At 51.3% G+C, this 23,750-nt stretch carries 25 protein-coding genes; 15 read left to right on the top strand and 10 right to left on the bottom strand.

Going from position 1 to position 23,750, the window contains the following annotated elements; genetic code table 11:
• The first annotated feature begins 145 nt into the window (after positions 1–145).
• The 3 genes from marR to marB are packed head-to-tail and all read left to right on the top strand — an operon-like array spanning position 146 to position 1,227.
• Complete coding sequence (gene marR, locus NA389_RS00125; protein WP_000843434.1) at positions 146–580, top strand: multiple antibiotic resistance transcriptional regulator MarR; 435 nt, start codon at positions 146–148, stop codon at positions 578–580.
• Between the two features lie 19 nt (positions 581–599).
• Positions 600–983 carry an MDR efflux pump AcrAB transcriptional activator MarA gene (gene marA, locus NA389_RS00120; protein WP_000091194.1) on the top strand — a complete coding sequence of 128 codons (384 nt, stop codon included), beginning with the start codon at positions 600–602 and terminating at the stop codon, positions 981–983.
• Positions 984–1,011: 28 nt separating this feature from the next.
• Positions 1,012–1,227 (top strand): multiple antibiotic resistance protein MarB, encoded by a 216-nt coding sequence (gene marB, locus NA389_RS00115; RefSeq protein WP_000783049.1) that lies wholly within the window; start codon positions 1,012–1,014, stop codon positions 1,225–1,227.
• A gap of 117 nt (positions 1,228–1,344) precedes the next feature.
• On the opposite strand, the gene eamA is transcribed toward marB, so the two are convergent.
• Positions 1,345–2,247, bottom strand: coding sequence for an O-acetylserine/cysteine exporter (gene eamA, locus NA389_RS00110; RefSeq protein WP_000987754.1), 903 nt, complete (start codon positions 2,245–2,247; stop codon positions 1,345–1,347).
• A gap of 227 nt (positions 2,248–2,474) precedes the next feature.
• Between eamA and ydeE the strand changes: the two genes are divergently transcribed.
• Together ydeE and mgtS are read left to right on the top strand one after the other, a co-directional pair.
• Positions 2,475–3,662 carry an efflux MFS transporter YdeE gene (gene ydeE, locus NA389_RS00105; RefSeq protein WP_001068050.1) on the top strand — a complete coding sequence of 396 codons (1,188 nt, stop codon included), beginning with the start codon at positions 2,475–2,477 and terminating at the stop codon, positions 3,660–3,662.
• Positions 3,663–3,909: 247 nt separating this feature from the next.
• The gene (mgtS, locus tag NA389_RS00100) at positions 3,910–4,005 is read left to right on the top strand and encodes a protein MgtS (RefSeq protein WP_000901531.1); all 96 of its coding nucleotides are present in this window, start codon (positions 3,910–3,912) and stop codon (positions 4,003–4,005) included.
• A 347-nt stretch (positions 4,006–4,352) separates the two neighbouring features.
• On the opposite strand, the gene NA389_RS00095 is transcribed toward mgtS, so the two are convergent.
• On the bottom strand, positions 4,353–4,745 hold the full coding sequence (locus tag NA389_RS00095; RefSeq protein WP_000775494.1) for a YdeI family stress tolerance OB fold protein: 393 nt from the start codon (positions 4,743–4,745) through the stop codon (positions 4,353–4,355).
• Between the two features lie 426 nt (positions 4,746–5,171).
• On the opposite strand from NA389_RS00095, the gene NA389_RS00090 reads away from it, so the two are divergent.
• Positions 5,172–5,699 (top strand): 2-oxo-tetronate isomerase, encoded by a 528-nt coding sequence (locus NA389_RS00090; RefSeq protein ID WP_001235359.1) that lies wholly within the window; start codon positions 5,172–5,174, stop codon positions 5,697–5,699.
• 119 nt (positions 5,700–5,818) lie between these two features.
• On the opposite strand, the gene NA389_RS00085 is transcribed toward NA389_RS00090, so the two are convergent.
• Positions 5,819–6,001, bottom strand: coding sequence for a general stress protein (locus tag NA389_RS00085; protein ID WP_000807642.1), 183 nt, complete (start codon positions 5,999–6,001; stop codon positions 5,819–5,821).
• A gap of 344 nt (positions 6,002–6,345) precedes the next feature.
• Entirely contained in the window at positions 6,346–8,388 is a 2,043-nt protein-coding gene (gene dcp, locus NA389_RS00080; protein WP_000106268.1) for a peptidyl-dipeptidase Dcp, read from the bottom strand.
• A gap of 138 nt (positions 8,389–8,526) precedes the next feature.
• Between dcp and ydfG the strand changes: the two genes are divergently transcribed.
• From ydfG to ydfZ, 3 genes are all read left to right on the top strand, one after another.
• Positions 8,527–9,273 carry a bifunctional NADP-dependent 3-hydroxy acid dehydrogenase/3-hydroxypropionate dehydrogenase YdfG gene (ydfG, locus tag NA389_RS00075; protein ID WP_000636564.1) on the top strand — a complete coding sequence of 249 codons (747 nt, stop codon included), beginning with the start codon at positions 8,527–8,529 and terminating at the stop codon, positions 9,271–9,273.
• A 129-nt stretch (positions 9,274–9,402) separates the two neighbouring features.
• Positions 9,403–10,089: a GntR family transcriptional regulator gene (locus NA389_RS00070; protein WP_000215562.1), complete on the top strand. Its 687-nt coding sequence runs from the start codon at positions 9,403–9,405 to the stop codon at positions 10,087–10,089.
• 180 nt (positions 10,090–10,269) lie between these two features.
• Positions 10,270–10,473: a putative selenium delivery protein YdfZ gene (gene ydfZ / locus NA389_RS00065; protein ID WP_000989267.1), complete on the top strand. Its 204-nt coding sequence runs from the start codon at positions 10,270–10,272 to the stop codon at positions 10,471–10,473.
• A 66-nt stretch (positions 10,474–10,539) separates the two neighbouring features.
• Here ydfZ and NA389_RS00060 read toward each other — a convergent pair whose 3' ends face one another.
• From NA389_RS00060 to NA389_RS00040, 5 genes are all read right to left on the bottom strand, one after another.
• Positions 10,540–12,006: a mannitol dehydrogenase family protein gene (locus NA389_RS00060; protein WP_001181250.1), complete on the bottom strand. Its 1,467-nt coding sequence runs from the start codon at positions 12,004–12,006 to the stop codon at positions 10,540–10,542.
• Between the two features lie 143 nt (positions 12,007–12,149).
• Positions 12,150–13,529, bottom strand: coding sequence for an MFS transporter (locus NA389_RS00055; protein WP_000192119.1), 1,380 nt, complete (start codon positions 13,527–13,529; stop codon positions 12,150–12,152).
• 53 nt (positions 13,530–13,582) lie between these two features.
• Positions 13,583–14,602 (bottom strand): Zn-dependent oxidoreductase, encoded by a 1,020-nt coding sequence (locus NA389_RS00050; RefSeq protein WP_000836487.1) that lies wholly within the window; start codon positions 14,600–14,602, stop codon positions 13,583–13,585.
• A gap of 10 nt (positions 14,603–14,612) precedes the next feature.
• The gene (rspA, locus tag NA389_RS00045) at positions 14,613–15,827 is read right to left on the bottom strand and encodes a starvation-sensing protein RspA (RefSeq protein ID WP_000706264.1); all 1,215 of its coding nucleotides are present in this window, start codon (positions 15,825–15,827) and stop codon (positions 14,613–14,615) included.
• 121 nt (positions 15,828–15,948) lie between these two features.
• Positions 15,949–16,275 carry a YnfA family protein gene (locus NA389_RS00040; protein ID WP_000921389.1) on the bottom strand — a complete coding sequence of 109 codons (327 nt, stop codon included), beginning with the start codon at positions 16,273–16,275 and terminating at the stop codon, positions 15,949–15,951.
• A gap of 152 nt (positions 16,276–16,427) precedes the next feature.
• Here NA389_RS00040 and NA389_RS00035 point away from each other — a divergent pair, with 152 nt between their 5' ends.
• Together NA389_RS00035 and speG are read left to right on the top strand one after the other, a co-directional pair.
• Positions 16,428–16,769: a DUF1283 family protein gene (locus NA389_RS00035; RefSeq protein WP_001066440.1), complete on the top strand. Its 342-nt coding sequence runs from the start codon at positions 16,428–16,430 to the stop codon at positions 16,767–16,769.
• 35 nt (positions 16,770–16,804) lie between these two features.
• A complete protein-coding gene (gene speG / locus NA389_RS00030) occupies positions 16,805–17,365 on the top strand; it encodes a spermidine N1-acetyltransferase (RefSeq protein ID WP_000199997.1) in 561 nt (186 codons plus the stop codon).
• A 40-nt stretch (positions 17,366–17,405) separates the two neighbouring features.
• Here speG and NA389_RS00025 read toward each other — a convergent pair whose 3' ends face one another.
• A complete protein-coding gene (locus NA389_RS00025; RefSeq protein WP_000743122.1) occupies positions 17,406–18,116 on the bottom strand; it encodes a YnfC family lipoprotein in 711 nt (236 codons plus the stop codon).
• Between the two features lie 103 nt (positions 18,117–18,219).
• Here NA389_RS00025 and NA389_RS00020 point away from each other — a divergent pair, with 103 nt between their 5' ends.
• From NA389_RS00020 to NA389_RS00005, 4 genes are all read left to right on the top strand, one after another.
• A complete protein-coding gene (locus NA389_RS00020) occupies positions 18,220–18,528 on the top strand; it encodes a DUF1161 domain-containing protein (protein WP_000975516.1) in 309 nt (102 codons plus the stop codon).
• Between the two features lie 156 nt (positions 18,529–18,684).
• Positions 18,685–21,129: a selenate/tellurate reductase subunit YnfE gene (gene ynfE, locus NA389_RS00015; RefSeq protein ID WP_001117597.1), complete on the top strand. Its 2,445-nt coding sequence runs from the start codon at positions 18,685–18,687 to the stop codon at positions 21,127–21,129.
• A gap of 98 nt (positions 21,130–21,227) precedes the next feature.
• Positions 21,228–23,663: a selenate/tellurate reductase subunit YnfF gene (ynfF, locus tag NA389_RS00010; protein ID WP_023223296.1), complete on the top strand. Its 2,436-nt coding sequence runs from the start codon at positions 21,228–21,230 to the stop codon at positions 23,661–23,663.
• A 10-nt stretch (positions 23,664–23,673) separates the two neighbouring features.
• Positions 23,674–23,750, top strand: a 77-nt coding sequence (locus NA389_RS00005) for a 4Fe-4S binding protein (protein ID WP_023215649.1), incomplete at its 3' end; no start/stop codon positions are given.

Raw genomic sequence — 23,750 nt, 5'->3', positions numbered from 1 at the left:
AATTATCAATTAGTTACAAGTTATCACAGCACAATACCCCGGACGCCTTTTAGCAAATCGTGGCATCGGCCAATTCATTTAGTTGACTTATACTTGCCTGAGCAATAGTATCTGAAGAAACTAATTACTTGCCGGGGCAACCATTTTGAAAAGCACCAGTGATCTGTTCAATGAAATCATTCCGCTGGGTCGCTTGATCTACATGGTAAATCAAAAAAAAGATCGCCTGTTAAATAACTATTTATCCCCGCTGGATATCACCGCAACACAGTTTAAAGTGCTGTGCTCGATACGCTGCGCGGGATGTATTACCCCGGTTGAACTTAAAAAAGTGCTGTCTGTCGATCTCGGCGCATTGACGCGGATGCTCGACCGCCTGCTGTGCAAAGGCTGGATCGAAAGACTGCCGAATCCTAATGACAAACGCGGCGTACTGGTGAAGCTAACGCCGGACGGCGCGGCAATTTGTGAGCAATGTCATCAACGACCAGGGCAAGACCTGCATCAGGAATTAACAAAAAACTTAACGGCGGACGAAGTGGCAACGCTTGAGTATTTGCTCAAGAAAATTCTGCCGTAGACAAAAAAGAGGTATGACGATGTCCAGACGCAACACTGACGCTATTACTATTCATAGCATTTTGGACTGGATCGAGGATAACCTGGAGTCGCCGCTCTCACTGGAAAAAGTGTCTGAGCGTTCAGGATATTCCAAATGGCACCTGCAACGGATGTTTAAAAAAGAGACCGGTCATTCATTAGGCCAATACATCCGCAGCCGTAAAATGACGGAAATCGCGCAAAAATTAAAAGAGAGCAACGAGCCCATTCTCTATCTGGCGGAACGCTATGGCTTTGAGTCACAGCAAACATTGACCCGGACGTTCAAAAACTATTTTGATGTGCCGCCACACAAATACCGGATCACCAATATGCATGGCGAATCACGGTATATGCTGCCGCTGAACCATGGCAACTACTAGTTTGTTTATGCGCCACGCGAAGAGCACCATGAAAATGCTGTTTCCCGCCCTGCCGGGTCTGTTACTTATCGCCTCCGGATATGGCATTGCAGAACAAACTTTGTTACCTGTGGCGCAAAATAGCCGCGATGTGATGCTGCTGCCCTGTGTGGGCGATCCGCCAAATGACCTTCACCCCGTGAGCGTGAACAGCGATAAGTCAGATGAATTAGGCGTGCCCTATTATAACGACCAACACCTTTAACCTCTTTGCCCCGTTTTGCGGGGCATTTTTTTAGTACCGTCTGGCTATACGAGTTCGTCGCTATTACCTCGCGGCATAGTCTGAAATTAGCGTTTGTCTTCTTAGTAACATAATGCCTCATCCCCTGACGCGCGCAGTACGGCGCACACGAAATCCAAACACATTGATATAGAGTCCAGCCATAATCAGTACTGCGCCCGCAAGTTGCATCCCGGTCAACGTTTCCCCGAGTAACACCGCGGCGCTCGCCAGCCCGACTACGGGCACCAGCAATGATAACGGCGCCACGCGCCAGGTCTCATAGCGCCCCAGTAACGTGCCCCAGATGCCGTAGCCAAGTATAGTGGCGACAAAAGCCAGATAAAGCAGCGACAATATCGTCGTCATATCGATGGTAATAAGGCTTTGCGTAATGTGCTCCGCCCCCTCCAGTAGCAGCGATGACAGCAGGAACGGCAGGATCGGGATCAGCGCGCTCCAGACCACCAGCGACATCACCGCCGGGCGCGGACTATGTTGCATAATTTTTTTATTAAAGATATTGCCGCAGGCCCAGCTAAATGCCGCCGCCAGTGTCAGCATAAATCCCGACATCGCTATATGCTGTCCGTTGAGACTGGCTTCAATCAATACCAGTACACCTATAATCGCCAGGGCGATCCCCGCTAACTGCTTACGTTGTAACCGCTCACTAAAAACAAACGCCCCCAATGCCATGGTAAAAAAGGCCTGCGCCTGTAATACCAACGACGCCAGTCCTGCGGGCATACCAAACTTTATCGCGCAAAAGAGAAAGGCGAACTGCCCAAAGCTTATCGTCAGGCCATAGCCCAGCAACAGCGTAAGCGGGACTTTAGGCCGGGCGACAAAGAAAATTGCCGGAAACGCCACCAGTAAAAATCGTAATCCTGCCAGCAATAATGGCGGCATATGGTGCAGGCCTACTTTGATGACAACAAAATTGAGCCCCCATACGACAACCACCAGTAACGCCAAAAAACCGTCTTTACGCGACATCATCGGCCCCTGTCATTATTAAAATTTTGTAAAAAGGTAAGTTATCGGAAATCAGTGCGCCATAACAGGACTTTTCTTTTTACCGTGAGCATGGCATTGAACAACACACGATGGGCAAAATCCTGCGTTATGGTATGTTAAGACTACGCTATAGCGTATAGACATCATGCTTTTGCGGGCACGGTAGATTAAAACGTCCCGATACGTAACCTCCATTTCAGGCAGGAAAAATGAATCCAGGATTGAGACGTTCGACGTTGGCTCTACTCGCCTCATCGCTGTTATTGACAATTGGACGCGGCGCCACGCTCCCCTTTATGACCATCTATCTTAACCGTCAGTACGGTTTAGGCGTGGATCTGATTGGCTACGCGCTGACCAGCGCGTTAACGATTGGCGTCATTTTTAGTCTTGGCTTTGGGATTCTGGCGGACAAGTTTGATAAAAAGCGCTACATGTTACTCGCGATTATCGCCTTCGCCTGCGGATTTATCGCCATCCCAATGGTGCATAATGTCGTACTGGTTGTCCTGCTTTTTGCGCTTATTAACTGCGCCTATTCGGTTTTTTCTACCGTCCTGAAGGCCTGGTTCGCCGATAATCTCACCGCGACAACAAAAACACGGATTTTTTCGCTCAACTATACCGTACTCAATATCGGCTGGACGGTTGGCCCGCCGCTCGGCACGCTGCTGGTGATGCAAAGCATCAATTTACCCTTCTGGCTTGCCGCTATCTGTTCCGCATTCCCGCTGGTCTTTATTCAGGTATGGGTGACACGTTCGGTTGCCGCCAGCGAGGGGAAAAATGCCGCTATCTGGTCTCCCTCCGTTCTGCTGCGCGACAAAGCATTATTGTGGTTTACGCTTTCGGCATTTCTGGCCTCCTTTGTGGGGGGCGCCTTTGCGTCCTGTATTTCACAGTACGTTATGGTCGTTGCCGATAGCGGCTTCGCGGAAAAAGTGGTAGCCGTCGTCCTGCCGGTTAATGCGGTTATTGTGGTCAGTTTGCAATACGCCGTGGGCCGTCGACTTACCGCCGTCAATATTCGACCAATGATGACGACCGGCACCGTCTTTTTTATCGCTGGGCTCATCGGATTTATTTTTTCAGGCGACAATCTGTTTTTTTGGGGGCTTTCAGCGGCAGTATTCACGATTGGCGAAATTATTTATGCCCCCGGCGAATATATGTTAATTGACAACATTGCGCCTGCCGGGATGAAAGCCAGCTATTTTTCAGCGCAATCGTTGGGCTGGCTGGGTGCGGCGGTAAACCCGCTGGCCAGCGGCGTCATCCTGACGACGCTTCCCGCCTGGTCGCTTTTCGTTGTCCTGATAATCGCCATTGTGTTCGCCTGGGCACTGATGTTAAAAGGAATGCGGATTACCCCTACGCAACAGGCTATCACCTGTTAATTATCTGCAGCCAGTCATGTGCGCTGTTTCTGGCGCACTGGGTTAACCCTATATATTGCAGGCTAATTATCTGCTGTCACTGCGATAATTCAGGAATATTCCTGGGCGCTGACGAAAATATTCTAATGCTTTACCCTTCCAGTAAAATAAATACGCAACCCAGACTTTGCTTAAGTATAAATTAGTACTATAGTCTGTACGAGGTTTTTTAAAAAAGAGGATGCACGCTAAAATAAGGAGAAACGAGATGTTAGGCAGTATTAACCTTTTTATCGTTGTATTAGGAATTATTTTATTTTCCGGATTTCTGGCCGCCTGGTTCAGTCACAAATGGGATGATTAATGAACGGAGATAATCCCTCGCAGAGCCGGCCCCTTGCTGCATCGTTGCGCAAGGGGCCGCTTTTGTCTGGATGGCAGGCAAAAAAAACCGCCGGTTCACCAGCGGTAAATGCTTGCATGGATAGATTTGTGTTTTGCTTATACGCTACCGGGCAAATTCTTGCGAGGATAACGGATCGCTAACGACTGTAGCACCGTCAATATCAATGAAGCTTAAACGATACGCAACCAGACCTGAATAAGACATTATGGGATCTTTTTGTCCCCCAGGCGCTTTTACAAGACCCATGGTATCAGGCCAGCCGCGTGCCTCGTATGGCTGACCTGGAGATTGCCGGTTAGCGCGCGTTATTTTTGCAGTCGGTTCACGCGAACAAGCGGTTCCTTCGCTTTCTTGTCCAGACTACCGTTAATGTTGATCATTTGATCCGGCTGAACTTCCCGCCCATCAAATACGGCGGAAGGAATTATCACGTTAATCTCGCCGGATTTATCACGAAATACATAGCGATCGTCGCCTTTATGATCAATAAGGTTGCCGCGCAGCGAAACGGTCGCGCCATCATGCAGGGTTTTTGCCTGTTCGATGGTCATTTTTTCTGCATCATCCGTACCGCGATAACCATCCTCAATAGCATGAGGCGGCGGCGGCGCCACGTCTTTTTTTAATCCCCCTTGATCATCCGCTAGCGCGTAAGGCATTATCAGCAAACTTAAAAATGCAGCCACCGGTAGTTTCATGCTCTCTCCTTAATAACGTCTATTTGACGTATTAAGTCTGGCCGCTATTTTTAGTTTTTACAAACATGAATTTACCCGCAGGATATTAAGCAATAAAATCAACCCATCCGGATTAATATGCAACCGATATCAGCGCCGGTGAGCACGAAAGCGTAACGGCGTAATAGTTAACTCGCCACATCGCTGAAGTCATATGCATCAACGTCTTGATAGCAATTCAGAATAATCGGCTTTATTTTTTGAGGATAATGGCCTTACGCATAATCAATGACAGTCATCGCCGCAGAAAAGTAAGCAAGTTATGCAACAGCGGGTTTGTTGGTAACTGGATAAAATAATCATTCACTGACAATGTCATAAAATAAATATGCCATACTTGAGAAGAACGAACATATTTCATTTGTCTCTGTAACGGAAAAATAAACGATGAGATTAGAACAGCACGATATTGTCACCCTTGATGAAGCCGAAACCATCGATAGCCTGACAAAAAAACTTGGTCATTTACTGGTTAACCAGAAACTCCGTCTGACCACTGCAGAATCCTGCACTGGCGGGAAACTGGCTTCAGCATTGTGCGCAGCAGAAGATACGCCCTCATTTTACGGTGTGGGTTATGTCACCTTTACTGATGAAGCCAAAGCAAAAATCTTGCGCGTACAACGCCACAGTCTTGCCGAACATACCGCCGTCAGCGAAGCGGTCGTTACTGAAATGGCACAGGGCGCTAAGGATCAGGCTGAGGTCAATATCAGCATAGCGATCAGCGGCTATGGCGGGCCGGAAGGAGGCGAAGATGGCACGCCGGCGGGCACCGTTTGGTTTGCCTGGAATATTAACAATACAACTTTTACAAGCCGACAACATTTCAACGGAGATTGTCAGGAAGTATTGGAAAAATGCGTACGCTTCGCCCTCGCTGAATTGCTTTTTCTGTTAACGAAGAAAGCATAAAAAATAATTTCATCTGACCGGTCAGAATAACTCCCGGTCAGAATAAAAAAATGCGAGCCTATGGCCCGCATCGTATGCGCAATATTTCAGAATATATTTACGAAATATCAGGAGTAAAATTAATTGCCGGATTTCCGTCCGCCACTGTGGCTATTCTGGCCACCTTTTTTACCCGCTTCAGATGCACGCTGTGGGTCGTTTTTAAAGTTCCCACCGCTATGCTGGCCGCCTTTACGACCTGCTTCTGAGGCTTTCTCTTTATCTTCTGCAAAATTACCGGAACCGCCGCGATGTTCTGCCATAATATAATCCTCATGATGATGTTGCGTTTTAAATATGATATGTCTTCTCATATCATGTGATACAGTTCTAAATCTAGTCGCCCTGTGCGCAGTGTCAAATTCATTTCTGCATTATTTACATAATGCCACTGCATGGCGGAAAATATATTTTCTGAAAACGTTAATAGCGAAGCGGTAATAAATCTTTGGCAATCAAGCCACCACAGGAAAATAAGTAGAAAAATCCGAATGCACGCCCTTGTTATATTCAGACAATTTAACCCCATAAATTTAACTGGCTGTCATCAGAAGTGCAGGATTCATTTTCAGGCGGTTGTTCGACAGTGCCGAACAACCGTATCAGCTTAGCGATCGAGCCCACGATATTGTAACATGGGGTCAATATGCGGTTCATGTCCACGCCAGGCTGAATAAAGCGTTTCTAAATCAGTACTATTCCCCCGGGAAAGGATAGCATCACGAAAACGCTGCCCGTTTTCACGCGTCAGGCCGCCCTGCTCTACAAACCATTGATAACCGTCATCCGCTAACATTTGCGTCCACAGGTAGGCGTAGTATCCCGCTGCGTAGCCGCCGCCGAAGATATGGGCAAAATAACTGCTGCGATAGCGGGGCGGCACTGCCGGTAAATCAAGATGCTCGGCGGCCAGCGCCTGCTGCTCGAACTCAGCGACAGACTGCTCTGCTACGCTCTCCTCCAGCATATGCCAGCGCATATCCAGCAATGCGGCGCCGAGCAATTCAGTCATATCGTAACCTTTATTAAATAAACTCGCCTTGCGCATTTTTTCCTGTAAATCAGCAGGCATTTTTTCACCGCTGTCGACATGACGCGCGTAGCGTTCGAACACACGCGGATGGCTCGCCCAATGCTCATTAATCTGGGAGGGAAACTCAACAAAGTCGCGGGGCGTATTGGTACCTGAAAGCGTGGCATAGCGTTGGACGGCAAACAAACCATGTAACGTATGACCAAACTCATGGAAGAGCGTAATAACGTCGTCCCAAAGCAGTAATGCAGGCTGCCCATCAACCGGTTTCTGATAGTTACAAACATTGTATATAACGGGCCGGGTTTCGTTGAGTGTGGATTGCTCGACAAAATTCCCCATCCACGCGCCGCCGCTTTTCGAGTCCCGCGCGAAGAAGTCGCCATAAAATAACGCCATGCCGACACCATCGGAATCGAAAATCTCCCACACCCGAACATCAGGGTGATACACCGGAATGTCAAAACGCTCGACGAAGGTGATGCCGAATAGCTGGTTGGCGGTCCAGAAAACCCCCTCTTGCAAGACCGTATTTAAGGCAAAATAGGGCTTCAGTTGCGCTTCATCTAACGCATATTTTTCCCGCCGTACCTGTTCGGCATAGAACATCCAGTCCCAGGCCTGAACGGTGTAGCCGCCCTGCTCACCCTCAATGACGTTCTGAATTTCCGCCTGTTCATTGAGTACACGCTGACGCGCTGGCGGCACAATGCCACGCATAAAGCTCAGTGCGGCTTGCGGCGTTTTCGCCATCTGATCGGCCATTTTCCATGCGGCATAATTGGGGAACCCCAGCAGTTTTGCCTGACAGCGACGAATCTCTACCAGACGCTGAACGATAGCGCGGGTATCGTGGGCATCTCCTTTTTCCGCCCGAGTCCATGACGCTGCGAATAAATTTTCGCGAGTCTGGCGATCGCGCAGTGTAGCAAGCGCAGGCTGTTGCGTCGTATTAAGGAGCGGAATGAACCAGCGCTCCTCCAGGCCTTTTTCACGCGCCGCTTCAGCAGCGACGGTCATTTCTTCCGGGCTTAATCCTGCCAGGCAATGCGCGTCATCGACCGCCAGCCCGCCCGCTTTACTTGCCGCAAGCAGACGCTGATTAAACTGACTCATTAAGGTCGCGGATTCAGTATTCAATACCTTCAGTCGCGCTTTATCCTCTTCGGCAAGCTGCGCGCCTGCCAACACAAAACGCTGATGGATCACATCGACCAACCGTAGCGACTCATCATCCAGCCCCAGTGAGTGACGCTGTTGCCAGACGGCATCCACGCGAGCGAATAACGCGCTATTCAGATAAATATCGTTGGAGAGCGCCGCCAGCTCGGCAGAAAAGGCCTCATCCAACCGCTGGAGTTCATCGTTAGTGTGCGCGGCCGTCATCGCGAAAAAAACGCTGGTGACGCGTGACAGAAGCGCCCCGCTTTGCTCCAGCGCCAGAAGCGTATTCGTAAAATCAGGGGCCGCCGGATGATTGACGATGGCCTCGATTTCCACGCGTTTTTGCCGCACGCCCTCATCAAAAGCAGGACGATAATGGCAATCTTTGATCCGATCAAAACGCGGTGCCTGATAAGGCAACATACTCTGGTCTAACAAAGGATTCGTCGACATTTTTCACTCCTGAAAATAGGTTGATCATAAGAGTAAGCTTCCCCCTATGCTGACCGCAACCGTGTTAACCAGGATTACCCTTTCATAAACGCCGCGTGCTATGGTAATACAACACAAAAAGCGTTGAGGAACTGTGTGATGATCGTTTTAGTAACTGGAGCAACCGCAGGGTTTGGCGAGTGCATTGCACGCCGTTTTGTTGAGAATGGACATAAAGTCATTGCCACGGGACGTCGTCATGAACGCCTGCAAGCGTTAAAAGATGAGCTTGGCGAGAACGTATTGACCGCCCAACTGGACGTGCGCAACCGCGCGGCCATCGAAGAGATGATGGCCTCTCTGCCTGCGCAGTGGCGCGATATTGATGTGCTGGTCAATAACGCCGGTCTGGCGCTGGGTCTTGAACCGGCGCATAAAGCCAGCGTAGAAGACTGGGAAACTATGATCGATACTAATAATAAAGGCTTAATTTATATGACCCGCGCCGTGCTGCCAGGAATGGTCGAACGTAATCGCGGTCATATCATTAACATCGGTTCAACCGCCGGCAGTTGGCCTTATGCTGGTGGCAATGTCTATGGCGCGACGAAAGCCTTTGTGCGCCAGTTTAGCCTGAATTTGCGCACGGATTTACACGGCACGGCGGTTCGCGTGACCGACATTGAACCGGGTCTGGTTGGCGGTACCGAGTTTTCCAGCGTCCGTTTCAAAGGCGACGATGAGAAAGCGGGTAAAACTTACGAAAATACCACCGCGCTCACGCCAGAAGACATTACCGAAGCGGTATGGTGGGTGGCCACGCTCCCCGCGCATGTGAATATTAATACCGTTGAAATGATGCCTGTTACCCAATCCTTCGCAGGGCTCAGCGTCCACCGTAGCTAAGAGGTTATACCCGGTCTGCGGGCCGGGTAATCCCTGGCAAACGTATCTGCAACCAGAAACATGATCGGTATAGACCACCACGGAAAAGTGGTAGAGTATCCGGGTCAACCGCCTAAAAAGTAAGAATGAATGACCGTCGAAACGCAGCTTAACCCTACACAGCCTGTCAACCAGCAAATTTACCGTATTCTTCGGCGTGATATCGTGCATTGTCTGATCCCGCCTGGCACGCCGCTATCAGAAAAAGAGGTCTCAACCCGTTTTAACGTTTCGCGTCAACCGGTGCGCGAGGCTTTTATAAAGCTGGCGGAAAATGGGTTGATTCAGATCCGCCCTCAGCGCGGTAGTTATGTGAATAAGATTTCGCTTTCTCAGGTACAGAATGGCTGCTTTGTTCGGCAGGCGATCGAATGCGCGGTGGTCCGCCGTGCGGCGGCGATGATCACCGACAACCAGTGCTATCAACTGGCGCAAAACCTGCACCTGCAACATATTGCCATCGAGCGCAAACAGATTGATGATTTTTTCCAGCTTGATGACGATTTCCACCAAAAGCTGGCGCAGATCGCCGATTGCCAGTTAGCGTGGGATACCATTGAAAATATCAAAGCGACAATCGACCGGGTTCGCTATATGAGTCTGGATCATGTTTCTCCGCCGGAGATGTTGTTGCGCCAGCACCATGATATTTTCTCCGCGCTGGAAAATCGTGACGGCAATGCGGTTGAGAGCGCAATGACCCAGCATTTGCAGGAAATTAGCGAATCCGTCCAGCTTATCCGTCAGGAAAACAGCGGCTGGTTTAGCGAAGACTAACCCCCTTTAACGTCGGGGTGAGACGCCTTCTCCGCTTTCTCACCCTGCACATTCCCGCCTAAAAAGCCGTGAGCTTGATCAAAAACAAAAAAAATTCGCAACGATAAGCGTATTTATATGTCGCCCGTCATGCGGGGAAACCTGCGGGCTTTGGCTGTAAGTTTGAAAGGAGAAAACACCATGATGACATACGATCGTAACCGTAACGCAATCACTACCGGTAGCCGGGTCATGATAAGCGGCACGGGTCATACCGGGATTATTAAAGCCATTGAGAGCGAAGGTCTGGATGCAGGTCAAATTCGCCGCGGCAAAACGGTGATTGTCGAAGGTTGTGAAGGTAAATTCGCGCCGGTCGAACTGATTCGTCTTGGCATGAACTGATACCACTGGCCGCTAAGAACCGCCCCGGCCTTCCCGGTAGCATAATGCTACCGGGTCTCTGTTGCGCTACTTCAACCGCTCGGCATATTTTGCCACGCTCGCTTTCGCGCCATATGTCAGTAAACTGTCATAGGCTTCTTGCACTTTTTGCGTAAACCGCGCCGCCTGCGGCAAATCGTTGCCGAAAATTTCAGCCATTCCCAGCAGCGCCTTAACACGACTTGCGCCTTCTTCACTATTTGCCACGGCGCGCTGAATAACCGGCAATAGCGGATCGCTAATGTCGATCGCCTTGCCCTGTTCATCCACGCCGCCGACGTAACGCATCCACCCCGCCACGCCCAGCGCCAGCAAATCAAAATCGCTATGATTAGCAAGATGCCAGCGAACGGAGTCCAGCATACGCTGCGGAAGTTTCTGGCTGCCATCCATTGCAATCTGCCAGGTACGATGACGCAACGCCGGATTACGGTAACGCGCAATCAACTGATCGGCATAACGCTGTAAATCTACCCCCTGGACTTTCAGCGTGGGCGCCTGCTCGCGTAACATTAACGCCTGCGCGGTCAGACGATAGTTGTCGTCAGCCATGCAGTCATTAATATGCTGATAGCCGGCAAGATACCCCAGATAAGCCAGGAAAGAATGACTGCCGTTAAGCATTCGCAGTTTCATCTCTTCAAACGGAACCACGTCGGCGACCAATGTCGCGCCCGCGTTTTCCCACTGCGGACGACCCGCCACAAACGTATCTTCTATCACCCACTGGCGAAACGGTTCACAGGCAACGCCCGCCGGATCGCGCACGCCGGTCAGTTGTTCGATTTTATCCAGCGTCTCCGGCGTGACCGCAGGGACAATCCGATCAACCATGGTTGACGGAAATGTCACGTTTTGCTCGATCCATATCGCCAGTTCCACATCCACCTCCCGGGCGTAAGCCGTCACAACCTGACGCGTCACATGCCCATTTTCCGGCATGTTATCGCAGGACATCACGGTAAATGCCGGTAAGCCTGCGGCTTTACGACGCGCTAACGCTTCGACAATAATACCCGGTGCCGTTAGCGGTTGATGAGGATTTTGCAGGTCGGCGGCAATCATGGGATGTTCCAGCAGAAGTTGGCCCGTGGCTGGCGAATGACAATACCCTTTCTCGGTAATGGTCAGAGACACAATCGCTATTTGCGGTTCGCACATCGCCGCCAGCACACGTTCCAGACCATCAACCTGGGCATGCAACGCCGCCTTGACGACGCCCACCACACGCGCCGTCCAGGCTTCCGCCGACATCTCCGCCACGGTATAGAGGTTATCCTGCTGCTTTAGATCGGCAATCTGCTGTTCGCCGCCAATAAGGTTAACCTCATAATAGCCCCAGTCGCTATGCTGCTCCGCAGCCAGAATATCTGTATAAACCCCCTGATGCGCGCGATGAAACGCGCCAAAACCGAGATGGACCATCCGCGCCGCCAGCGCCGCACGATCGTAATCAGGAAGCGTCGCCTTTGCCGATAAAAGCCTGTTTTGCATTTTATAACCTCTATATTCTGAAAGCGGAACAGTCGCAGAGTAACGCCTGCCCTGGTGCATTTGGATTTACGCTAATTAAACAAAAGTGACCGTACAGCATGGCCGAAACCGCATTAGCGTTCCGGCCATACCGTCGACACGATTTAACTCGTCTGGGTTGCGGAGTGGCGTAACTTCTCTGCCGCTGTCGCTTCCGCCGCATCCTCAGGCAAACTCAGGTCGCGATCTCTGACCTCCGGCATCAACAGCGCAGAAATCAGACCAATACACGAGTAGAGCACCAGCATAATTAAGATGGGCAGCCAGGAATCGGTCATGTTACAAAAGATTCCTGCGAGGACGGGGCCAAAACCGACCGCCACCAGCCCCCCTGCCTCTTTTGAAATCGCCATCCGGGTGAAGCGATTACGCGATCCGAAAATTTCCGCCATGGTAATGTTTTCCAGCGCAAATAATCCCAGCACGGCAAAGTTATGAATAACAATGAGCGCTGCCATAATAACGCCAGGGCTATACGTTTTATCTACCACAATAGACAGCATCGGCCAGGCGAGGATAATCGCGGAGATATTCAATATTATATACGGCAGCCGACGACCGTATTTATCGGACAACCACCCTAATAGTGGGATAGTGATAAAACCAATTACGGAACTTATCATTAACGCATCGGTTGGGATAGATTTGTTAAATAATAACGTCTGAACTAAATATCCGGCAAGGAAGGTTTGAATAAGCCCCGAATTCCCCGCTTGTCCAAAACGTAAACCGGTGGCCAGCCAGAAAGATTTGCTGGTAAACATCGCGCCCAATGTATTTTCTGACGCAGACGTTAACGCTGGCGATTTTTCGCCTTCGCTTACTTTTTCGAATACCGGACTTTCTTTCAGATTCATTCGCAGCCAGATCGCGAATATCATGACAACGACGCTCGCCAGGAAAGGAATACGCCATCCCCAGGCGATCAGTTGTTCGCGTTCAAGCGCAAAGAACATCACCGCCCAGATCGCCGTCGCGCTCAACGTACCGCAGTTGGTGCCCATCGCGACCAGCGAGGAAATGATGCCACGCTTTCCTTTCGGCGCATACTCGGCCAGCATAGTACCCGCGCCGGAAATTTCCGCCCCGGCGCCCAGCCCCTGTATAATTCGCAATGTCACCAGTAATACTGGCGCAAAAATGCCGATTTGCGCATACGTCGGCAGTACGCCAATCAGCGTGGTGCAGATCCCCATCATGGTGATGGTAATAAACAATACTTTTTTTCGTCCGATGCGGTCGCCCATTTTACCAAAAACAAAGGCGCCGATAATTCTGGCTATATAACCTGCACCATAGGTGCCCATTGCCAGAATAAGCGCCATCGCGGCAGACTGTTCCGGGAAAAATATCTCATGGAAGACCAGAGCCGCGCCTAGTGAATATAACTGAAAATCCATAAATTCAAGCGCGGTGCCTAACCAGCCAGATACGGCAGCGCGCACTAAATCCTGAGTCGATCGTTCATGCTTTATTTGTGTCATATAGGCAATCTCTAAGAGGTAAGATGCGTACCACTTACTCGCAATTATTTATATTATTTCGCAAACGTGAGTAAGACTTTGCAGCATTGACGCTGGTCTTTCTCGAAAAGCTCAATCGCGTCGGTGACATGTTGATAATCAAATGTATGCGTTATCAGCTTATCCGGATCAATAAGCCCTTTATTCAGCCAGTCAATCACGACCGGGAATTTATTGGCATTAAGACGCGATGAATAAATAGCCAGCTCTTTTCCGGTAATACCCTGCTGTACAATCTCACACGGGTCGCTGGAAAATCCCATCAGGACAATGCGTGCCGCAGGCGATGCAAGTGTAATCGCCTCTTGCAGGATAGCGGGATGACAGGCGGCATCGACAATCAAGGTCGGCTTTAGCGCCTTCTGCTGTAGAAATTCCGCCAGTGAATGTTGACCATTATTGAGGGTCCAGTCAGCGCCGCTCTGCTTCGCCATCGCTAAACGCTCTTCAATGCGATCAACGACTATGACCGTTTTAACCTGATAAACCCCCTTCAGCGCCTGTACGGTCGTCAGTCCCATCGGGCCAGCGCCATAGATAAGCGCCACGTCCTGCTCGGTTGGATTCACCTGCCCCGTCACATTTGCCGCAATGGTAAACGGCTCAACCATGACGGCATGATGATCTGCGATGTTGTCCGGTATGCGATGAGCATTACGGGCCGGCGCCACCGCATACTCGCTGAAACCGCCGTCACGATGCACGCCCAGCACCACCAGCGAGGTACACACATTGGGTTTACCGACTGAACAAGGGTAACAATGCCCGCAACTGATCACCGGATCGACGGATACCCGTTCTCCTATCCGGTCGTGATTGACGTTGTCGCCTACCGCGTCGATGACACCGAAAAATTCATGGCCTATGACACGGGGATATTTTGCAAAGGGATTATGTCCCCGATAAATATGACTGTCGGAACCGCAGATACCCGCCAGTTTCACTTTAATACGAACTTCACCCGGCGCAGGCTGAGGAAGCGCGCGCGTTTCGATAGTTAATGTATTCGGTTTTTCGATTACGATGCTTTTCATTTTTCGCTCCTTACCAGTTCCACAGTGTGCCGTCTTCCAGGCGGGCCACCGGCAAATAGGCTGGATCGTACGGATATTTCGCCGCCAGTTTTTCATCAAACTCAATGCCCAGTCCTGGCTTGTCGCCCGGATGCATATAGCCGCCCTCGAACGTCCAGTTATGCGGGAAAACCTCCAGCATTTGTTCGGAGTAGCCCATAAACTCCTGCACACCAAAGTTAGGCACCCACAGGTCGAAATGTAATGCCGCGGCCATACAAACCGGCGACAGATCGGACGGCCCATGCGAACCGGTACGCACCTGGTAGAGCGAGGCAAAATCGGCAATGCGGCGCATCCCGGTAATACCACCGGCATGGGTAAGCGTGGTGCGGATATAGTCAATCAATTGCTCTTCAATGAGCTGTTTGCAATCCCAGATACTGTTAAAGACTTCGCCTACCGCAATCGGCGTGACCGTATGCTGGCGGATGAGGCGGAAGCACGCCTGATTTTCAGCCGGCGTCGGGTCTTCCATCCAGAACAAACGATAGTCTTCAATACATTTGCCAAAGCGGGCAGCCTCAATAGGCGTCAACCGGTGATGCATATCGTGCAGAAGATGTTCATTAAAACCGAACGTATTACGCACGGCGTCAAACAGCTTTGGCGTAAAATCGAGATACTTTTCCGTTGACCACAACTGTTCTTCCGGCCACTGGCCTTTTGTCGCGGGCTCATAGGCCAGCCCCTTGCCTTTCGCCATGCCGTAGGTGGTTTTCATCCCCGGAACGCCGCACTGCACGCGGATTGCTTTGAACCCTTGCTCTTTATGACGCGCGTAGTCTTCCAGCACATCGTCGATGGTGTGGCCTGTGGTATGGCAATACACCATGACGCCTTCACGCGAAGCGCCGCCGAGTAACTGATACAACGGCATATTGGCGGCTTTGGCTTTAATATCCCATAGCGCCATATCAACCGCGGAAATGGCGGACATGGTGACAGGGCCACGGCGCCAGTACGCGCCTTTGTAGAAGAACTGCCAGATATCTTCGATGCGGCGAGCATCCCGCCCGATGAGCTGTGGGCACAGGTGATCGGTAAGGTACGAGGCCACCGGGAGCTCGCGTCCGTTCAGGGTGGCATCCCCCAGACCGGTGATCCCGTCTTCCGTGGTTATCTTTAAGGTGACGAAGTTACGCCCTGGACACGTAACAAAAACTTCAGCCCCTACAATCTTCATTTTTATTCCTTACATCGCATTATGGGATGCAGGAAATTTACCCAACTGATCTACTACCATACAAGTATATTGATGTAAAAAGCGCTGCCAGATCACAAAATGTTCTGGTCGCGCGGCAATGTTACGTACGTCCCCATCCGACGACGATAATCAGCATTCCACACAGCGCGATCAGCGCGCCGCACCAGTCATAAACCGTGAGCCGGACGCCATCGACAACACGTAACCACAGGAGCGCAGTACAGACATATACCCCACCGTAAGCCGCATAAACCCGCCCACTCGCCGCCGGATGCAAGGTCAAAAGCCAGACGAATAACGCAAGTGACGCGGCGGCGGGCAGAAGCCACCACACGCTGGCGCCGCGCTTAAGCCATAGCCAGGGAAGAAAACATCCAATGATTTCACAGAGGGCGGTGACAAAGAAAAGCAGAGTCGTCTTTAGCATGAGATTCATTTGGTTACGAAATGATAAGTGATAATACAACAGAATATCGTTACGGTTATCCGGCCATTCTTGTGTATATGCCAGGCATAAGGATTGGTGTAGAATTTACAGGTGGTTTACCGCTTTTTCCCCTCTAATGAAAGGATGTTGTGATGAACAATACGCTGAGCAAACGCCTGTGCCTGACGGCAATGCTTACGTTGGCGGCCGTTGTATATACTACTTCCGCATTCGCTGAAACCAGTAAACTGGTGATTGAATCGGGAGATAGCGCACAAAGTCGTCAGGAAGCGGCGATGGAAAAGGAACAATGGAACGACACTCGCAGTCTGCGCCAGAAAGTGAATACCCGCGCAGAAAAAGAGTGGGACAAAGCCGATGCCGCCTTTGATAACCGCGATAAATGCGAGCAAAGCGCCAACATCAACGCCTATTGGGAACCCAATACGCTGCGGTGTCTGGATCGTCGTACAGGTCGCGTTATTACGCCCTGATGCAGGATAACTAAAAGGAAGTGTAAGGATACAGTATGACAAGTGACTACAAGGTCAGACTGCGCCCGCTTGAGCGTGAAGATTTACGATTTGTCCACCAGCTTGATAATAATGCCAGCGTTATGCGTTACTGGTTTGAAGAGCCGTATGAGGCTTTTGTCGAACTGTCGGATCTCTACGACAAACACATCCACGACCAAAGCGAACGGCGCTTTGTCGTCGAATGCGATGGTGAAAACGCTGGGCTGGTAGAACTGGTGGAAATTAACCATGTGCATCGGCGGGCGGAATTTCAGATTATTATTTCGCCGGAGTACCAGGGAAAAGGCCTGGCGTCACGCGCGGCCAAACTGGCGATGGATTACGGATTTACCGTACTCAATCTCTATAAATTGTATTTGATCGTCGATAAAGAGAATGAAAAAGCGATTCACATCTACCGTAAACTCGGGTTTAGAGTAGAAGGCGAGCTGATTCATGAGTTCTTCATTAACGGCGAATACCGTAACACCATCCGCATGTGTATCTTCCAGCAGCAGTATCTGGATGAACATAAAACGTCCGGTTCTACGCTCCTGAAACCCACCGCGCAGTAAACGTGGCGCAGTAGTCACGGAGAGTCGCACCGCGCCCGGTTTAGTAGTAATCGATACGATTTTTAATGGTGTAATGGTGGGACACTGCCGGCTTAACGCTCTCATCGACGATAACAAGCCGGCAGTCAACAGGGTTCGCGTACGCATCATATTCGCAGCTCTGTGTGACATTGCCAACCTGTCGATCATCCACCCGGCTGACTGCCGTATAGTCCAGCTTTTTACGCGGGTCCGCGGAGGGTTTTGCCGTCACAGAGAGCGTATTCTGCGAGTTTATGGTTGTCTTACCTAGCGGATAACCTTCGCTATCATAGCGGTACTCGACTTTCATCTCTTTGCCCGTCGCCGATACCACAAAACCGTTGTCGTCCGTTTCCCAGGTCACGCCCGCCGAAGGCAACGCCGCCAGCTGGCACTTCCCCTGTAACTGCACCTTTTTTTCCAGCGTCTGAGCATCCCGGTAATAATTGGCATCCAGCACGAGCGCCAGCCCCGTATTATTCTCCAGATCGTGTAACTCAAGCGTATCAAAACAGCCTTCCTGTGAAAGCGTACCGGTGACCTGCTTCGCCACTTCGCCATTCTCACTCATCAACGTCTGGCTGAAATCCTTTACCGGACCACGTAATGGATCAAAATCAAATTCGTTCGAAAAACTGGCCATTTCCGGCGTAAAAGACTCAAGGGATTTCGGGTTATCACAACCTGCCAGTATCATGCACAATAACGTCAGTAAAAGGGGTTTCTTCACGCGTGTCACCAGGATGAAAAGATATTTATCATCATATTAGCAAATACAGTTATTTACACGAAAAATGCTAAGCTTAGAACATCGTCATTAATCACAGGAGTTCATGATGAAAATCGCAACTGCAATAGCCGCTCTGGCGTTAGTTAGCGCCCCCTCGCTGGTGATGGCGGCACCGGGATCGTGCGAGAGAGTAAAAAGCGATATTGAACAACGTATCATCAATAACGGCGTGCCGGCGGATAATTTTACGCTCACTATCGTTCCTAACGACCAGGCCGATCAGCCGGACTCACAGGTGGTGGGCCATTGCGCGAACGACACGCATAAAATTCTTTATACCCGCACCAGCAGCGGCAATGCGCCAGCCAATACCTCTCCCGCTCAGGACGGTTCATCCGCCGAACCGCAATAACCTCCTCCTGCCCTCCGGGTCCGGAGGGTAACGCTCTTTGACATGGATTAATAATCCTTACTCCCAAAGGGGTAAACTCATTACATCATTAGCATGTTAATAATTTCGTTATAGTTATCAATATATAGCGAAATAATAACGACAATGGAGTGAGTGATGCCCGGAGAAAAGCAACAAACAGGCGTTAGCCGCAGGACGTTAGTGAAATCAGCGGCGCTTGGCTCACTGGCGCTGGCTGCCGGAGGCGTATCTTTACCGTTTGGGATGCGTACCGCGGCCGCGGCCGCGGCAGTGCAGCAGACCATGCGCAACGAAGAAGATAAAATCGTCTGGGGCGCCTGTTCGGTCAACTGCGGCAGTCGCTGCGCCCTGCGTCTGCATGTAAAAGATAATGAAGTCTGGTGGGTTGAAACTGATAATACTGGCGACGATGTCTACGGCAATCATCAGGTTCGTGCCTGTCTGCGGGGCCGTTCAATCCGTCGGCGCATTAACCATCCGGATCGCCTTAACTATCCCATGAAACGCGTTGGCCGCCGCGGCGAAGGCAAATTTGAACGCATTAGCTGGCAGGAAGCACTGGACACCATTAGCGCCAGCCTGAAAAAGACCGTAGAGACCTACGGCAATGAAGCCGTTTATATCCACTATTCATCCGGCATCGTAGGCGGCAACATAACCCGCTCGTCGCCTGCCGCCTCGCCGGTGAAGCGTTTGATGAACTGCTACGGCGGTTCGTTGAATCAATACGGCTCATACAGTACCGCACAAATTTCTTGCGCCATGCCCTACACCTATGGCTCCAACGACGGCAACAGCACGTCTGATATCGAAAACAGTAAACTGGTGGTCATGTTCGGCAATAATCCGGCTGAAACACGCATGAGCGGCGGCGGCATTACCTGGTTTCTGGAGCAAGCGCGTGAACGCTCAAATGCGCGCATGATCGTGATAGATCCGCGCTATACCGATACCGCTGCCGGACGTGAAGACGAGTGGATACCGATTCGCCCCGGCACCGACGCCGCGCTGGTGGCGGGAATTGCCTGGGTATTGATTAACGAAAATCTCGTTGACCAGCCTTTTCTCGACAACTATTGCATCGGCTACGATGAAAAGACCCTTCCGGCTGACGCGCCCCCCAATGGCCATTATAAGGCTTATATTTTGGGCCAGGGGGATGACGGTATCGCCAAAACGCCGCAGTGGGCATCACATATTACCGGCATCCCCGCCGATCGGATTATCAAACTGGCGCGCGAGATAGGCAGCGTCAAGCCGGCCTACATCTGTCAGGGTTGGGGGCCGCAGCGTCAGGCGAACGGCGAACAAACCGCTCGCGCCATCGCCATGTTACCGATTCTGACCGGCAACGTCGGCATTCATGGCGGTAATAGCGGCGCACGCGAATCCACTTACACCATTACCATTGAACGTTTGCCGGTCCTGGAGAATCCCGTTAAAACCGCCATCTCCTGCTTTAGCTGGACGGACGCCATTGCGCGCGGCCCGGAAATGACCGCCCTGCGCGACGGCGTACGCGGCAAAGATAAACTGGATGTTCCGATCAAATTTCTATGGAACTACGCTGGCAACACCCTGATTAATCAGCATTCGGATATTAATAAAACCCATGAAATTCTTCAGGATGAAGCGAAATGCGAAATGATTGTGGTCATCGACAATTTTATGACCTCTTCCGCGAAGTACGCCGATATTTTACTGCCGGATCTCATGACCGTCGAACAGGAAGATATCATCCCCAATGATTACGCCGGCAATATGGGATATCTGATTTTTATCCAACCGGCGACGACGCCTAAGTTCGAGCGCAAGCCCATCTACTGGGTACTCAGCGAAATCGCCAGACGCCTCGGCGACGATGTGTATCAGCGGTTTACCGAAGGCCGAACACAGGCGCAATGGCTGCAATATCTGTACGCCAAAATGCAGGCAAGAGATCCGGCATTGCCCGCGTATGACGAGCTGAAAAAAATGGGCATCTATAAACGTAAAGATCCCAACGGCCATTTTGTCGCCTATAAAAAATTTCGTGAAGATCCGCAGGCCAATCCGTTAAAAACGCCGTCCGGCAAAATCGAAATCTACTCGAGCAAACTCGCTCACATCGCCAGTACCTGGGAGCTGGCGGAAGGCGACGTGATAAGCCCACTGCCGATTTATACCCCTACTTTTGAAGGATGGGACGATCCGAAACGGAACACCTTCCCGCTACAGCTGTTTGGCTTTCACTATAAATCCCGTACCCATTCAAGCTACGGCAATATTGATGTTCTGCAGGCCGCCTGTCGCCAGGAGGTGTGGATAAATCCGCTCGATGCGCAAAAACGCGGTATCGCGAATGGCGATAAGGTTCGCGTCTTTAACGATCGTGGAGAGGTGCGTCTACCCGCCAAAGTCACGCCGCGTATTCTGCCCGGCGTCAGCGCGATGGGTCAGGGCGCATGGCATAATGCGGATATGGCTGGCGATAAAATTGACCACGGCGCCTGCATCAATACGCTCACGACGCTGCGTCCTTCCCCCCTGGCAAAAGGGAATCCTCAACATACAAATCTGGTGGAAATCGAAAAAATCTAAGCCGCCTGCTCCGGGACGTTTTTACGCGCCCGGGGCTCCCCGTTTTGCGAACACAACAACATTTAAAACTCTTTTTTGGATGAGCATAGTGAGCTGTTATGAAAATCACCAACCCTGAGGCATTAATGGCGGCCAGTATCAGCCGACGAAGCCTGGTGAAAACCTCCGCTATCGGTAGCCTTGCGCTTGCCAGTAGCGCTTTCACCCTTCCGTTCTCCCGCATCGCCCACGCCGCAGCAGACCTCGCATCTGGCAATGTGGCAGAAAAAGCGGTCTGGAGTTCATGTACCGTTAACTGCGGCAGCCGCTGTCTGCTACGCCTGCACGTAAAAGATGACACCGTATATTGGGTTGAATCAGATACCACGGGCAACGATGAATATGGCAACCATCAGGTACGCGCCTGCCTGCGCGGTCGTTCCATTCGTCGCCGGATGAACCACCCCGATCGCCTGAAATATCCGATGAAACGCGTTGGTAAACGTGGAGAAGGCAAATTCGAACGTATCAGTTGGGATGAAGCGTTGGATACCATCGGCGATAACCTGAAACGTATCCTCAAGGACTACGGCAACGAAGCGGTACATGTGCTTTACGGTACCGGCGTGGACGGCGGCAATATCACCAATTCTAACGTACCGTATCGCCTGATGAACGCCTGCGGCGGCTATCTCAGCCGTTACGGTAGCTACAGCACCGCCCAAATCAGCGCGGCCATGAGCTATATGTTCGGCGGCAACGACGGCAACAGTCCGGATGATATCGCCAATACAAAACTGGTGGTGATGTTTGGCAATAACCCCGCGGAAACACGTATGAGCGGCGGCGGCGTGACATACTATGTCGAACAGGCGCGCGAACGCTCCAACGCCCGGATGATCGTCATTGACCCGCGTTATAACGACACTGCCGCCGGCCGCGAAGACGAGTGGCTGCCGATTCGCCCAGGTACCGATGGCGCGCTGGCGGCGGCAATCAGCTGGGTGCTGATTACCGAAGATCTTATTGATAAACCGTTTCTGGATAAATACTGCATCGGCTACGACGAAACCACTCTGCCCGCCTCGGCCCCGCGTAACGCGCACTATAAAGCCTATATTTTGGGTCAGGGCGAAGACGGTATTGCTAAAACGCCGCAATGGGCCGCGCAGATTACCAGTATTCCGGCGGAAAAAATCATTCAACTGGCGCGGGAAATCGGCTCGGCGAAACCGGCTTACATTTGCCAGGGCTGGGGACCGCAACGCCACTCTAACGGGGAGCAGACCGCACGCGCAATCGCCATGTTGTCTGTACTCACCGGTAACGTCGGCATAAATGGCGGTAATTCCGGCGTACGCGAAGGCACCTGGGATCTGGGCGTCGAATGGTTTTCTATGCTGGAGAACCCGGTAAAAACCCAGATTTCGGTCTTTACCTGGACCGACGCTATCGATCATGGCGCGGAAATGACCGCCACACGCGACGGCGTGCGGGGAAAAGACAAGCTCGACGTGCCGATCAAATTTTTGTGGTGCTACGCCAGTAATACGCTGATCAATCAGCATGGCGATATCGCCCACACCCACGAGGTGCTTCAGGACGACAGTAAATGTGAAATGATCGTCGGCATCGAGCACTTTATGACCGCGTCGGCAAAATATTGCGACATTCTGCTGCCTGATTTAATGCCGACCGAGCAGGAAGATCTGATTTCCCACGAATCCGCAGGCAATATGGGCTATGTCATTCTTGGTCAGCCCGCCACCTCGCCGAAATTTGAAAGAAAGCCCATTTACTGGACGCTCAGTGAAGTGGCTAAACGGCTTGGTCCGGACGTATACCAGACCTTCACAGAAGGCCGCACGCAGCATGAGTGGGTCAAATACCTGCACGCAAAAACCAAAGCGCGTAACCCGGAAATGCCGGATTACGAAGAGATGAAACAGACAGGGATTTTCAAGAAAAAATGCCCGGAGGAGCACTACGTCGCTTTCCGCGCCTTCCGCGAAGACCCTGCCGCCAACCCACTGAAAACGCCGTCCGGTAAAATCGAAATCTATTCCGAGCGTCTGGCAACCCTCGCCAACACGTGGGAGCTGAAGAAAGATGAGATTATCCATCCTTTACCCGCCTATACGCCAGGCTTTGACGGTTGGGACGATCCGCTTCGTCAGCGCTACCCGCTACAGCTAACCGGCTTCCACTATAAAGCGCGTACCCACTCCAGCTACGGCAATATCGACGTCCTGCAACAGGCATGTCCGCAGGAGATCTGGATCAACCCGATTGATGCGCAAGCGCGCGGCATTCAGCACGGCGACACCGTGCGGGTCTTTAACCAGAACGGACAGATGCTCATTCCGGCAAAAGTCACGCCGCGCATATTGCCTGGCGTCACCGCTATCGGCCAGGGCGCCTGGTTAAATGCCGACATGTTTGGCGACAAAGTCGATCGCGGCGGCTCCATTAACATTCTGACGTCGCACCGGCCTTCCCCACTGGCGAAAGGTAATCCGTCACACAGTAATCTTGTTCAGGTTGAAAAGGCGTAAGGAGTAACCCATGACAACCCAGTATGGATTTTTTATTGATTCCAGCCGTTGCACCGGTTGCAAAACCTGCGAACTGGCCTGCAAGGA

The organism is Salmonella sp. NW645 (assembly GCF_051703725.1).
In the GTDB taxonomy this organism is placed as follows: domain Bacteria; phylum Pseudomonadota; class Gammaproteobacteria; order Enterobacterales; family Enterobacteriaceae; genus Salmonella; species Salmonella enterica.
The sequence above is the reverse complement of the archived record's forward strand: the minus strand, read 5'-3'. Positions and strand labels throughout refer to the sequence as shown.